Origin of the sequence: Sulfitobacter sp. 1A15299, assembly GCF_043556915.1 — a bacterium.
In the GTDB taxonomy this organism is placed as follows: Bacteria; Pseudomonadota; Alphaproteobacteria; order Rhodobacterales; family Rhodobacteraceae; genus Sulfitobacter.
Genome location: NZ_JBIFFJ010000002.1, coordinates 150235 through 164348 on the forward strand (window position 1 = coordinate 150235; position 14114 = coordinate 164348).

Below are 14114 nucleotides of genomic sequence, written 5' to 3' on the forward strand. Positions count from 1 at the left end.
CACTGTGGCGGGCACGGCGCACGCCATGAGTGGAAGGACCCCCATGCCCGATCAAAAGCCCGCCTCCGTGATCGTCTTCGATGTGAACGAAACCCTGCTCGACATCACCACGTTGGAGCCCGTGTTTGCGCGCCTCTTCGGCAACGCCTCAGTGCTGCGCGAATGGTTCGCCGAGTTGATCCTCTATTCCCAGACCATGACCCTCTCAGACCGCTACGCGCCCTTCGGCGCGCTGGCGGGGGGCATCTTGCGGATGGTCGGCGCGAACAAGGGCGTGGCGGTGACGGATGAGGACGTGGCCGAGTTGAAATCCCGCATCGGTTCCATGCCCGCCCATGCGGATGTCGCCCCTGCCCTGCGCAGGCTGCAAGAGGTGGGGTTTCGGCTGGTCACGCTGACCAATTCGCCCCCCTCTCCCGCGCCAACGCCGCTGGAGAAAGCCGGGATCGCCGACTTCTTCGAGCGGAGCTTCAGCGTTGATGAGGTGGCAAAGTTCAAACCCCATCCTGCGACTTACCAGATGGTGGCCGAGGCGCTTGATCTGCAAACCGATGATCTCTGCATGGTGGCCTGCCATCTGTGGGACACCATCGGCGCGCAGGCGGCAGGCTGTCAGGGGGCCTTCCTGACCCGGCCCAACAACACCCTGATCGAGGTGCAAGAGATGCCGCAGCCGCACTACCTCTCGGACGATCTAGCGGATTTGGCCAAACAGATCATCGCCGGCAACGGGCGCTGATCCTCAGCCGCCCATGCGCCGCGCCAGCCGGGTTTCAAGCTGCACCATGGCGTCATAGATCAGCACTGCGAAGAGCCCGACCGCCAGCCCGCCCTGCACCACGAAGGCGGTGTTATTGGTCAAAAGCCCCGCGATAATCACCTCCCCCAAGGTCCGTGCCGCCACAGTCGAGCCGATGGTCGCCGTGCCAAGCGCGATGACCACCGACAGCCGGATGCCCGTCAACGTCACCGGCAGGGCCAGCGGCAGCTCCACCCGCCAGAGCCTTTGCCAACGGCTCAGCCCGATGCCGCGCGCGGCCTCCATCGTGGCGGGCGGCAGGTTGGTGAGGCCGGTGACCGCATTCTCGAAGATCGGCAGCAAGCCATAGAGAAACAGCGCCACCAACGTCGGCCCGGCCCCAAAGCCCAAGGCCGGGACGGCCAGCGCCAGCACTGCCACGGGCGGGAAGGTCTGGCCCATATTGGTGATGGTGCGCGACAGCGGTCGGAAGGCCGCGCCCGCCGGGCGGGTCACAAGGACCGCCAGCGTCACCGCAACCAGCGTCGCCGCAGCCGAAGCCATGGCCACCAGCGCCAGATGGCTCAGCGATAGCGATAAGAGCGTCGCTCGGGTGTAGATCACCGGGCCATTCGCCGGGGCCAAGGGCGCAAGCAGCGGCGTGAACCACTCAGGCCGCAGGACCAAAGCCAGCAGCACCGCCACCAGAAGCGGGCGGAGGAACCAGCCGATCCTCATGCGTGCTGCCCGGCCCGGGCGCGGATTGCGTCAAGGGTCACCCGGCCCATCGGCGCCCCGTCTTTCGCCACCGGCACCGCCGCGCGCCCCGTCCACAGGCAGGCCGAGAGCGCCTCGCGCAGGCTGGCATCGGCGGGCAGCGCTTCACCTTCGGCGCTGCCCTCTTCCACCAGTTCGGCGACAGGGATCAATGAGAGAAGCCGCAGGGGCCGCTCCACATCGCCGACCATATCCGCCACGAAATCGGTCGCGGGTGCCGCGATGATCTCGGCAGGGGTGCCGTGTTGCACCAGATGCCCCCCGTCCATGACCGCCACCCGGTCGCCCAGCCGGATCGCCTCTTCCATGTCGTGGGTCACCAGCATGATTGTCGACCCCAGCCGCTGCTGGATGTGCCGCAGGTCTTCCTGCGCGCGGGTGCGAATGATCGGGTCCAGCGCGCCAAAGGGTTCGTCCATCAGCAACAGATCGGGCCTTGAGGCCAAGGCCCGCGCCACGCCGACCCGCTGCTGCTGCCCGCCCGAAAGCTCCGCCGGATAACGGTCGCGGAATTGCGCGGGGTCCATCGAGAAAAGCGAGAGCAGCTCATCCACCCGCGCCGCGATCTTTTCGCGCGGCCAGCCCAGCAATTGCGGCACCGCGCCGATGTTGCGCCCCACCCTATGATGCGGGAACAGCCCATGGCCCTGAATGGCATAGCCGATGCGCCGCCGCAGGATATGCGGCTTGACCGACAGGGTGGAGCAGCCGTTGATCCGCACCTCGCCCGAGGTCGGTTCCTCCAGCCGGTTGATCATCCGCAACAGTGTGGTTTTGCCTGAACCGGAGGTGCCGACGATCACCGTGATCGTGCCTGTCTCAACCGTCATCGACACGGAATCCACCGCGCGGATGTCGCCATAGGTCTTGGTGATGCGGTCGATCTCGATCATGCGCTGTCCTTTGGGGTCTTGCGGGTCAGTTCGACCAATATGTCCATCACGATGGCCGCCGTCAGGGCCAGCACCACGGTCGGCAAGGCGCCCAGCAGGATCAGGTCGGTCGCGGTTTGGTTCAGCCCTTGGAAGACGAACGTCCCAAACCCGCCGCCGCCGATCAGCCCGGCGATGACCGCGAGCCCGATGTTCTGCACCAAGACGATGCGCAGCCCGGTGAGGATGATCGGCAGGCCAAGCGGCAGTTCCACCCGCAGCAGCCGTTGCAGCGGCGTCATCCCCATGCCCCGCGCGGCCTCCAGCGCCGCCGGCGGGGCCGCGGCCAGCCCCGCCACGGTATTGCCCACCACGGGCAGCAGCGAATAGAGCACCAGCGCCAGAAAGGCGGGCGCAAAGCCGATGCCCGCGATGCCAAGCGCCCGGGCGCCCGGCAGATTGGCCCCCACCCAGCCGAGGATCGGGATCATCAGCCCGAACATGGCGAGCGAGGGGATGGTTTGCAAAAAGCTTAGCACCGGCAAGGTGGCCCCGCGCAGCCCGGCAAGCCGGTGGCAGAGCACGCCAAGCGGGAAGCCGATCACCGCCGCCGCGGCGAGAGAACCAAAGGCCAACCCCAGATGGCGCAGGAATTCCCGGCCAAAGGCATCGGCGCGGCTGGCGTATTCCTGCATCACCGAAAGCTCTGACAGCGCCCCCGACCACAGGATCGCGCCCAGCACTGCAAGCACGCCCGCCAGCACGGCCCCGCGCATCAGCGGCCCCGGTGCCATCGCGGCAAGCGCATCTGCCATCAGCAACATGAAGACGACCAGCAGGCACCAAAAGCCCACCGAGGGCGAGACACGGGCATAGTCACCCGCCTCGGCCAGCAGACCGGTGGCACCTTGGGTCAGCAACCACAATAGCCCGCCCAAGCCCAAAGCCGCACCGCCGATCCGCAGGCCATCGCGGCCTGCAGGAAGGCCCATCAACAGCCCTGCCCCGATCGCGGCAAGCCCCGGCAGCACCACCGGCAGGCTGGCCACGCCCCATGCCATCACCCCTTCGCCCGCCACGATCCGGTTTGCAGCGAGGGTCATGAAAGGCACGCAAAGCGCCGCCGCGCCCAATAGGGCGAACAAAAGCCCCGGCGCGGAAATTCCCGCGCCGGGGCCAGTTATTGTGCGGGCGGCGGAGATCAGTCCAGCACCCCGGTCTCGGTCAGGTAGGAGCGCGCCACGGCTTCCGCCGGCTCCCCACCGACCTGAATCCGACCGTTCAGCTTTTGCAGCGTCGCCATGTCGAGCCCAGAGAAGATCGGGTTCAGCACCTCGGCGATCTGTGGGTATTCCTCCAACACCTCGGCGCGGACGATGGGGGCGGGTTCATAGACCGGCTGCACGCCCTTGTCGTCTTCCATCACCACCAGACCCGTGGCCCCCACGCCGCCATCGGTGCCGTAAACCATCGCCGCGTTCACGCCCGATGTGCCACGCGCCGCCGCTTGAATGGTCGCCGCCGTGTCGCCGCCCGAGAGGATCACCGTCTGGTCTTGGGTCAGCTCAAAGCCATAGGTCTCTTGCATCGCGGGCAAAACGGCGGGGGAAGACACGAACTCGGTCGAGGCGGCGAGCTTCACCTCACCACCCTCGGCCACCCATGCGCCAAAATCGGACATGGTGGTCAGGTCATTTTCCTCGGCCACCGGGCCGGTCACGGCGATGGCCCAAGTGTTGTTGGCCGGTGCGGAGTCGAGCCATGTGACGTTGTTCTCGCCCCCGTCCAATTCTTTGGCGCGGGCATGGGCCTTGGCCGCGTCTTTCCAAACGTCGCTTTCCGCCTCGTTAAAGAAGAAGGCGGCGTTGCCTGTGTATTCGGGGTAAATGTCGATCTGGTCCGACAGGATCGCTTCGCGCACAACCTGTGTTCCGCCCAGTTGCAGACGGCGTTCAACGGGCAGACCCGCATCTTCGAGCGCCAGCGCGATGACGTTACCCAACAGGCCGCCTTCGGTGTCGATTTTCGACGAAACGGTGATCTCTGCCGAGGCGGCAGAGGCCAGAGTGGCGGCAAGGCCAGCGGCGGCGGCAGTGGAAAGAATGCGGGGACTCATGGGCGAGAACTCCTTGAAACAATGGCCTGACACGGCGACATGCCGTTTGAAGACGGTAAGGTAGCTGGCAATTCCGCGAAACCAAGGCGGGATTGCAGGGCGGCGCGGAATTTTTAACGCCCGGGTACGACAAAGGGCGCGCCCGGCGTGATCGGACGCGCCCATCGTCTTGCCGTCACACACCGATCAGGCGGCGCGGGCGGCCTCTGCCTCACGCGCGGCGCTGCGCTTGAAGAAGAGGAAATAGAGCACCGGTGCCGCGATCAACGTCAGGACCGAAGCAAAGGCCAGCCCGCCCATGATCGTCGCCGCCATGGACTGGAAGAAGGCATCCGACAACAGCGGCAGCATCCCCAGAATGGTCGTCGCGGCGGCAAGGAAGACCGGGCGCAAACGCGAGGTCGAGGCGGTGACGATGGCTTCTTTCAAGTCCAGCGTCGGATCGGCGGCACGGGTGAGGTCGATCTCTTCGACCAGCACGATGCCGTTCTTGATCAACATCCCCGAGAGCGACAAGAGCCCCAGAAGCGCGGTGAAGGTGAAGGGCAACCCCGCCCCCAAAAGCGCCAGACTGACCCCGTTCACCGCCATCGGCACCAAGAGCCAGATGATGATCGGCTGTTTCAGCGCGTTGAACAGCAGGACCGAGATCAGCACCATGATGATGAGGCTGAGGGGCAATTGCTTGCCCAAGGCGGCCTGCGCCTCGCCCGCGCTTTCCAACTCGCCGCCCCATTCCATGGCATAGCCTTCGGGGATTTCCATCGCCTCAATGGTTTCCTGCACCTCGGCCTGCACCTGCGCCGCCGTGACGCCGCGCGGGATATCCGCACCCACGGTGATCACATCGGCCCGGTCGCGACGGTAGAGCAGCGTGTCCTGCGGCTCGAACCAGAAACCGTCGATCACCTGCTCCATCGGGACCAGCGCATTGGTGTTTTGCGCATAGATCACATGATCCGTCAGCGCCAGATCGGCATCCTGCGGGGCGCGGATCACGATTGGGATCTGACGATCCCGCTCGCGGAACGTCCCGCCGCTGGTGCCCTCGGTGGCGAATTTGAGGGTCTCGGTGATTTCGGTCCGCGAGATGCCAGCGTCCTGCGCGCGTTCTTCGGCATAGATCGGACGCAGCACCAATTCACGCTCGCGCCAGTCCTGACGCGGGCTGATGATATTGTCCGACACCGCCTGCATCCGGTCCATCGCCTCATCCGCGAGATCGCGCAGCACATTGGGATCGCGGCCCGAGAAGCGCACCTCGATCGGGGCACCGCCGCCGGGGCCAAAGGCCAGACGCTTGGCCCGGAACTCCCCTTGCGGAACCGCATCGGCGGCGAAGGCCTCAAGCGCGTTCATCTCGTCTTGGATCACCTCAAGCGAAGACACCCGGACGATCAGATGCCCATAGCTGGGGTTGGGGTCTTCGGCCTGATAGGTCAGCATAAAACGCGCCGCACCCTGCCCCGCGTAGGAGGTCACGTCTTCGACATTGTCCCGCGCCACCAGCCAGTCCTCGAGCACGGCCAGATCGTTGGAGGTCTGATGGATCGACGACCCCTGCGGCAGCTTGTAATGCACAAAGTAGAGCGGCGTGTTGCTGTCGGGGAAGAACTGCTGCTTGATCTGACCAAAGAGGCCATAGCAAACGACCGTGCCCGCGATGAGGCCCACGACCACCAGCCAACGCAGCTTGAGCGAGGCGCGCAGCACCGCCGCATAGCCCTTGAAGATCGCCCCGTCATAGCCACCCGCGCCGCCCTCGGCTCCGCGTTTGAAAAAGTAGTGGCCCAAAAGCGGCGTGGCCGTGATGGCCAACACCCAAGAGAGCAGCAGCGAAATCGCGATCACGGCAAAGAGCGAGAAGAGGAATTCGCCCGTGGCATCGGGGCTTAGCCCGATCCCGGCAAAGGCCATGATGCCGATGACGGTCGCCCCCAAAAGCGGGATCTGCGTCTTGCTCGCCGCCTCGGTCGCCGCTTCGCGCGAGCTTTTGCCCTGCTGCATGGAGATCTGCATCCCCTCGGCCACGACGATGGCGTTATCGACCAGCATCCCCATCGCGATGATCAGCGCCCCGAGTGAGATACGCTCCATCTCAATCGCGCCGAGCGCCATGAAAAAGAGCGTCCCCACCACCGTCAGCAACAGGGTTGAGCCCACGACCACCGCCGCGCGCCAGCCCATGAAGACAGCCAGCACGGCAACCACGATGGCCACGGACATGGCAAGGTTCACCAGAAAGGCGTTCGATGCCTCTTCGACCACCGTGTGCTGGCGGTAGATGGATTCGATCGAGATGCCCAAGGGCAGCGTTTCGCGCAGCTGCGCAAGCTTGTCATCCACCCGCTTGCCGATATCGACGATATTCTCGGTCGCGATCCCGGCCACCCCGAGGGTAAAGGCCCCCTGCCCGTTGTGGCGGATCACCAGATCGGGGTTCGCCTCGCGGGTGCGGTAGATGTTGGTCACATCGGCAAGGTTGATCACCTGACCGCCAACCCCCACCGACAAGGCGGCAATTTCGGACACGCTGTCAGAGCCTTCGGGCCGCTGGATGAGGGTGCGCCCGTCTGCGTCCTGAATGGCGCCGCCGTCGACGATCTCATTCGCGCTCGATACCGCGCCGACGATGGCCGAGGGCGGAATGCCGAGCGTGGTGCTCAGCGCAAGCTGCGGTTCGACATAGATCACCTCGTTCGGCACGCCCGAAAGCGCCACATCCGACACGCCATCGACCAGCAGCAATTCCCGACGCAGATAGCTGGAGAGTTCGTTGACCTCGGCATCGGAATAGCCCTCAGCCGTCACGGCGTAGTAAAGCCCGTAAACATCGCCGAAACCGTCGTTCACATAGGGCTGTGTGGCCCCGCTCGGCAGCGCCGCCTCATTCACGCGGTTGCGCAGTTTGGTCCAGATTTCCGGCAGTTCCGACCCATCAAAGGTGTCCTGCATATTGACCGTGATCCACGACAGACCGGGCTGGTTCATGGATTCGATGTCCTTGATCTCGGACATCTTCTGAATTTGCGATTCCAGCGGTTCGGTGACCTCAAGCGCGACCTCTTCGGCAGAGGCTCCGGGGTATTGGGTCACCACCACCGCCGTTTTGATGGTAAAGGCCGGGTCTTCGAGACGGCCAAGGGTCGCGAAGCCCCAGATACCGCCCAAAAGACAGGTCAGCATGATGATCCAAGTATAGATCGGGCGGTTGATCGACAGACGTGCGATATCCATGCGCTCAGTCTCCGAAACCGACGAAGCGGCGCACGGCGGCACCGTCTTCAAGCTGGCTTGCGCCACTCACAACGATCTCTTGCCCATCGGAAAGCCCGGCTTCGACTTTGACATCGCCGCGCGCAGTGGGGGTGATCTCGACCGCGGTGCGGGTCACGGTGCCTTCGCGCGCCCCTGTAGGGTCGAGGACCATGACATAGGTGCCGCGGTCATTGCCGACCACAATGGCGGTGTCTGGCACGATGATGCTCGACCCGCCGATGTTCAGCGTGGCGCGCACCTCGACCGAGGCGCCGGGCAGCGGCACGAAATCCTCAGGCAATTCCGCCCCAAGGGTGATGCTATAGGTCTGGCCCACATCCGCCGTCTCGGCGTTGTATTCGCGGATTTGCATCGGGTAGGTGTTTGCATTGGCCGGGAACTTGGCCATGAAGCGCACGCTGGGGTCGCGCCCTGCGCGTAAAAACAGGGTTTCGGGCACGTCGATCTCGACCCGCAACTCGGACATGTCATGCAGGCGCACCACCGGCGTGCCCGCGCTGACGGTCGAGTAATTGGGCACCAGCCGCGAGGCGACAATCGCATCGAAGGGCGCATGCAGGGTCGCGTTCTCAAGGTCACGCTCGGCGTTGCGCACGGCGATATCGTTGACCGTCACGGCGGTTTCGGCGTCTTGCAGATTGACCTCGGCCACCGAAGACCCGGCGAGCTTTTGATAACGCTCCATCGTCCGGCGCGCCTGTGCGTCATTGGCCTGCGCCTGTTCTAGCGCCAGTTGGAACGGCTCCAGATCCATCCGGGCGACGACCGTGTCTTTACTGACCGTGGCCCCCTCTTCGACCGGAAATTCCTCGATCTGGCCGCCGACCTGAAAGGCAAGGTCCACGGTTTCACGTGCAACCACCTTGCCAAAGAAAACGCGCTCGACCTCGGCGTCGCTGACCTTGACCGTTTGCAGCTTTACCACCGGCATTTCGGCCGCAGTTACCATCGGCGCGGCGATACCGGCGGCCAAGGCCAGCGCAAATCCCAACACCCGCCCCGCGCCGGTCCCGCGCGTCGTCTCAACAAGCCATTTGGCCATGGTCAGTCTTCCTTATGAATAGCATCCGGCACGGGCCCAAGGGCGGCGGTCAGACTAAGTTGTTTAAGGGTGCGCAGCTGCGCGAGAAAATGGTCACGGTCCAGCGCATGCATGCCAGCGGCCTTGGCGGAACGTTGGATGAAATCGGCAAGCGCCTCGACACTCAGGCCGTTGCGGGTGATCGAGGCTTCATAGGGCATCAGCACCTGAGCGATCACGCCGCGAAACCGCCCGGCGGAACATTGCAGCGCCTCTTGGCTGACGGCATTGGCCCCGGCGATGAAATCCTGCGCATTGGGCATCGCCTGCATCGTGTCATAGCCGCGAACCACCATCCGATCAAAGATCAGATCGAGCTGCGCCGCCAGATCGGGCGTATGGGGCATCTCTTCGGCAATCTCTTCCAGCGCCAATTCGGTGTAGCGCCCAATCAGCCCGCGCAGGATGTCGTCCTTGTTGCGAAACCGATTGTAGAGGGTCTGGCGCGAAACACCCGCCTCTTCGCAGAGATCGCCCATGCTGGTGCGCTTGACCCCGTAGCGGGAAAAGACATGCAGCGCAGCGTCAAGCACGGTCTTTTCGAGTTCGGTCATGCAGGCTCCTCAACATGGGTCAAGGCGCAATTGGACATTTGAACCAAATATGTCAACCTGTAAATCAACGCCCTTGCAGCGCACGCAGATCACAATCGCGTTTCGCGCATGGAACGGGCTCTAGGGCGCAGAAATCAGGCTACCGAGATAGAGCGTGAGCGGCAGGGTGAAAAAGCTGAGCAGCGTCTGCGTGGTGATGATCGCGGCCATCAAGGGCGCATCGCCGCGCATCTCCCGCGCCAGCGTATAGCTGGCCACCCCCGTCGGCAGGGCCGCGAAGATCAGCGCGATTTGCAGCGTCAGCGGCGCCGGGTTCAGCACCAGCGCGGCCAGCAGCACCGCCAGCGGGTTCACCAGATGTTTGCCGATGATCGACAGGCCAATGACCGAGACCGAGCCCGACAACCCGCGCAGCCGCAGGTTGGCGCCGACGCAAAGCAGCATGATCGGCAGCGCCGCATCCCCCAAAATACGCGCGCTTTCGTGCAGGACGGGCACATGGTGCAGCCCCGCCACGTTAAAGAGCACGCCCGCGAGAATGCCGAGGATCAGGGGGTTCTTGACCAAGCCTTTGAGGATGGATTTGCCGCCGCCGCCCAACTGCCGGGTCATCAGCGTCACCACCGTCACATTCACCACCGGGACCAGCAGGGCCGAACCGAGCACGGCAATCTGTAGCCCCGCCGTGCCAAAGACGGCCTCGGCAATCGCGAGGCCGATGAATGTGTTGAACCGCGCACTGCCCTGCATCAGCGAACTGCCCTGCGGCGCGGCATAGGCCCGACCGAACAGCCAGCCGCAAAAGATCGCCGCAAAGAAACCAGCGTAGAGCAGCAGCGCATAGTCGCCCAAACCGCCGCTGAGGTCCGCCGCCGAGATCTTGGCAAAAAAGAGCGCGGGCATCAGCACCCAATAGACCAGCCGGTCATTCAGGTTCCAGAACTTGGTGGAAGGGATACCGCCCCGGCGCAGGCCATAGCCCATGAGGATCAGCGCAAAGACCGGCGCGATGGCCAGAAAGATAGTGAACATATTAACCGCCCGGAAGGATCGCGCGGACCCTAGGCGCGGCTTGGCCCAGATGCAACAGGGAGCCTTGCCTCAAACGGGCGACCCCGGCCCCAAAGGGCCGGGGCATGGATCAATCACGGATCAGTCGCTGCCATGTACTGCGATCTGCGCGTCGGCGGCAGGGCGGAACTTCCACTGTACGGTAAAGATCACCGCCGCCACTGCGATGCCGATGAGGTCGGTCATCAGACCGCCCGCGATCATGCACAGCGCTGCAAGGATCAGGCCCAGCCGGATAAACCAAGCCGCCCCGCTGCCCGCGAACCAGCCCTGCATGCCAGAAGACAGCAGATAGACCCCGAAGACCGCCGTGACACCGGCGCGGATCACCTCGAACCACGTGCCATCCATCAGGATCGCCCCGTTGTAGAAGAACATGAAGGGCACGATGAAGGCCGAGATGCCGATCTTGAAGGACGCCACCGAAGTCTCCATCGGGTTGGCGCCCGAAATCCCCGCCGCTGCGTAACTGGCCAGCGCCACGGGGGGCGTGATGGCCGATACGACGGCGAAGTAGAAGACAAAGAAATGCGCCGTCAGCAGCGGAATGCCCAGTTGCACCAGCCCCGGCGCCACGACCGAAGCCGCCACCGCATAGGCCGCCGTGGTGGGCATGCCCATGCCGAGCAGAATGGCGATACACATGGCAAAGAACAGGGCAAGGAATTGGCTCGCCTCTGCCAGACCCAGCAGCACGGAAGAGAAACGCGCGCCGACACCGGTCAGGCTGATGACCCCTACGATGATGCCCGCACAGGCGCAGACCGCGATGATCTGGATCGACATGATCCCGGCCAAATCAAAGGCTTTGACGATGCTGCGCGGCCCCATGCGGAAGGGCGTGAACCACGACACCACCGCCGCTGCCGCCGTCGCCAGCGTGCCCGCGCGGATGATCGAATAGCCCATGAAGAGCGCATAGATCAGGATGATGATCGGAATGAACAGAAATACCCGGCGCAGCATGTCCTTGAGCTTGGGCAGTTCCTCGGACCGCATCCCGCGCATGCCCAGCTTGGCCGCTTCGAAATCCACCATGAAGTAGATCGACACGAAGTAAAGCACCGCCGGGATGATCGCCGCCACGGCGATATCGGTGTAAGGAATGCCCGTGATCTCGGCCATGATGAAGGCGCCGGCCCCCATGATCGGCGGCATGATCTGCCCCCCGGTCGAGGCGGCGGCTTCGACCGCGCCTGCGGTCCGGGCCGGGTAGCCCACCTTTTTCATCAGCGGAATGGTCAGCGAGCCTGTCGCCACCACATTGCCCGCCGAGGTGCCATTGATCATCCCCATGAGACCCGAGGCAAAGATCGCGACCTTGGCCGGCCCCCCGCGCGCGCGGCCCGCAGCGGCAAAGGCGAAGTTGACGAAATAGTCCCCCACCTTCGACGCCTGAAGGAAGGCCGCGAAGATGATGAAGAGGATGATATAGGTCGACGACACCGCCGTGGTCGGCCCCAGAATGCCCGCATCAGTGTAGACCTGGCTAAAGAAGCGGGTCCATTGAATGTTGGGCGCGTTCAGGAAGCCCGGCAGCATGTCCCCGACGAAGACATAGACCAAAAAGACACCCGAGATCACGATGAGCGCAAGCCCCGCCACGCGGCGCGTCAGCTCCATGATCAGCGCGGTGCCCGCAACTGCGGCGATGGAGATGCCGATGGGTGCAAAGGGCGTGCCCGTCGAGTTACGCATCAAGGTGCCGTACATGGCGATGAGGTAGATCGCCACGGCCACCCCGCAGATGGAGAGCAACAGGTCCGCAGGCGAAACCTGCCCGCGCGCGCGTCCGCGCAGCCAGCCCACGACGATGCCGATGGCCGTGGCTGCAACCAGCGGCAGGCCATAGTGATAGATTTCAAGGGTCTTGAACTCGGGGCTCATGCCGTTCCACTGGGTGCCGCCAGCGATCTGGCTGGCGATGCTCCACGCGGTCCAAATCGAATAGAGCGCCGGGATCATCGCGGCCCATGCCACCAAATCCAGCGGATGACGGCCCTGCCCCTCGCCCTCATCCACAAAGGCGCGGGCGGAATAAAGGGTAAATCCAAGGATCAGCGCGCCCGCGATGTGTACGATGCGGAAATTCCACGTCTCCATCGGGAAGGTCGGCAGCAGCGGGATGCGGATGCCGGTCAGTTCGCCGATCGACATGCCGTTGAGGGCCGCCATGTGAAAGAAGGCATAGATCGCCGACATGGCCGCAACGACCAGATAGGTGCGCCCGGTGAATATGCGGCGATTGCTTTCTACCGGTTCGTCATCAACCCCTTCGGCGACAATCGGGCCCTGCGGGTCGGCGGCGCTATGCTGGTCTGTCATGGAGGCTTCCTTTCCCGTTATCTGCGCGGGATCTGTCCCGACAATCAGGCGGGATGATGGCAAGATGCCGCCCCGATTAGGGACGGCATGCAGTTTTGTCTAGGTGTTAGCTTAGTTGCCGTAGATCATATCGTCGGAAATATCGGCATCCGCGTTCTCTTTGAACCAAGCCGCCGCACCGGGGTGCCATTTCAGAACGGTGTTCTTCTCCCAGTTCTCAGGCAGGGTCGAAGCCGCCGCTTTGTGAATGCCCTTCATCCGCTCATTGTCGGACATGACGACATCCACAGCCGCTTTGACGAAGGATTCCGGCAAATCGCAGTTGGCAATCGCGAAGTTCCACATGGAGACCGAACGCGCGCCCTCTTCCAGCGTGGTGTAGGTGCTGGCGTCGATGGTGAACTCGGACACCGGGAACTCTTCGAGCAGTTTGGCCTGCTCTTCCTCGGTGAACTCGATGATGTTCACATCCGTCTGCACTTCAAGCTGGCTGACCGCGGGCACCGGCACACCGGCGGCAAAGGCGATCACGTCCAGCAGACCGTCCTGCAGCTGGCCGCCCAGATCGGTCCAACCGCCGTTGCGGCGCTCATACTCGACGCCGAGCGTGTCCATCATGCGCGGGAAATAGGTGTCCGAGGTGGAGCCCGCCGGACCAAAGCCGATCTTGGCACCTGCCGGAATGTCGGCGACGGAGGCGATGCCCGAGGACGACAGCGCGGTCACGGAGAAGGGTGTCTGATACATCGGGAACATCGCGCAGGCTTGGGTCATTTCCAGACCGGGGGCGATGGGGTTGGTGCCAGCCAGCGATTCCGCCGCCGGCCCCATTGTGGTCATGCCGAAGGCCGCCTCGCCGGTGTGGACCAGCGCCATGTTCTGCATCGGGCCGCCGGTGACTTCGCCGCCGCCGGTCAGACCCAGTTCCTTGGCCACGAGGTTCGCCCAGCCCGAACCATAGGCGAAATAGGTGCCGCCTTGGCTGGCCGTGCCCACGGTGAAGCTGCTCGGCCAGTCGGATTTATCGACGTCCTGAGCGGCGGCAGCGCCTGCCAGAATGGTGCTTGCGGCGAGGATTGCGGTGAATTTCATGTCTCTCTCCCTTGGTTGCTCTTAACGGGCTTCGGCACAGGGTGCCGCGCGCCGCCGCTGTATTCAGCTTGTTCGGCCAATTAACTGTACTCCGGCAGGCAGAGGCAAGTCCGAATTTGCCGCAAAATGCGAGGTGCGAAAGAAACAGACCGCCTGCCGTTGGATCAGTGGCGTTTTCCCTCTCGGTCCCTGCCTGATAGCCAGAGAT

Annotated in this window: 11 protein-coding genes; 1 reads left to right on the forward strand and 10 read right to left on the reverse strand. The window is 63.9% G+C overall.

The window, feature by feature from the left end:
• Window positions 1-43 precede the first annotated feature (43 nt).
• The gene (locus ACGYK7_RS04020; RefSeq protein ID WP_394399226.1) at window positions 44-739 is read left to right on the forward strand and encodes a haloacid dehalogenase type II; all 696 of its coding nucleotides are present in this window, start codon (window positions 44-46) and stop codon (window positions 737-739) included.
• Window positions 740-742: 3 nt separating this feature from the next.
• Here ACGYK7_RS04020 and ACGYK7_RS04025 read toward each other — a convergent pair whose 3' ends face one another.
• From ACGYK7_RS04025 to ACGYK7_RS04070, 10 genes are all read right to left on the reverse strand, one after another.
• Window positions 743-1477, reverse strand: a complete 735-nt coding sequence (locus ACGYK7_RS04025; protein WP_394399228.1) for an ABC transporter permease — start codon at window positions 1475-1477, stop codon at window positions 743-745.
• Window positions 1474-2409 carry an ABC transporter ATP-binding protein gene (locus ACGYK7_RS04030; RefSeq protein ID WP_394399229.1) on the reverse strand — a complete coding sequence of 312 codons (936 nt, stop codon included), beginning with the start codon at window positions 2407-2409 and terminating at the stop codon, window positions 1474-1476. Before ACGYK7_RS04030 ends, ACGYK7_RS04025 begins: the two co-directional genes overlap by 4 nt.
• Window positions 2406-3491 (reverse strand): ABC transporter permease, encoded by a 1086-nt coding sequence (locus ACGYK7_RS04035; protein ID WP_394399231.1) that lies wholly within the window; start codon window positions 3489-3491, stop codon window positions 2406-2408. Before ACGYK7_RS04035 ends, ACGYK7_RS04030 begins: the two co-directional genes overlap by 4 nt.
• Window positions 3492-3589: 98 nt before the next feature.
• Complete coding sequence (locus tag ACGYK7_RS04040) at window positions 3590-4504, reverse strand: ABC transporter substrate-binding protein (protein ID WP_394399233.1); 915 nt, start codon at window positions 4502-4504, stop codon at window positions 3590-3592.
• A 186-nt stretch (window positions 4505-4690) separates the two neighbouring features.
• Window positions 4691-7741 (reverse strand): efflux RND transporter permease subunit, encoded by a 3051-nt coding sequence (locus ACGYK7_RS04045; protein ID WP_394399235.1) that lies wholly within the window; start codon window positions 7739-7741, stop codon window positions 4691-4693.
• A gap of 4 nt (window positions 7742-7745) precedes the next feature.
• Window positions 7746-8825, reverse strand: a complete 1080-nt coding sequence (locus ACGYK7_RS04050; RefSeq protein WP_394399237.1) for an efflux RND transporter periplasmic adaptor subunit — start codon at window positions 8823-8825, stop codon at window positions 7746-7748.
• A gap of 2 nt (window positions 8826-8827) precedes the next feature.
• Window positions 8828-9418 (reverse strand): TetR/AcrR family transcriptional regulator, encoded by a 591-nt coding sequence (locus ACGYK7_RS04055; protein WP_394399239.1) that lies wholly within the window; start codon window positions 9416-9418, stop codon window positions 8828-8830.
• Window positions 9419-9538: 120 nt separating this feature from the next.
• Complete coding sequence (locus tag ACGYK7_RS04060) at window positions 9539-10450, reverse strand: AEC family transporter (RefSeq protein ID WP_394399241.1); 912 nt, start codon at window positions 10448-10450, stop codon at window positions 9539-9541.
• Between the two features lie 120 nt (window positions 10451-10570).
• Complete coding sequence (locus tag ACGYK7_RS04065; protein ID WP_394399243.1) at window positions 10571-12814, reverse strand: TRAP transporter permease; 2244 nt, start codon at window positions 12812-12814, stop codon at window positions 10571-10573.
• A gap of 111 nt (window positions 12815-12925) precedes the next feature.
• Window positions 12926-13906 carry a TAXI family TRAP transporter solute-binding subunit gene (locus ACGYK7_RS04070; protein ID WP_394399245.1) on the reverse strand — a complete coding sequence of 327 codons (981 nt, stop codon included), beginning with the start codon at window positions 13904-13906 and terminating at the stop codon, window positions 12926-12928.
• Window positions 13907-14114: the final 208 nt, after the last annotated feature.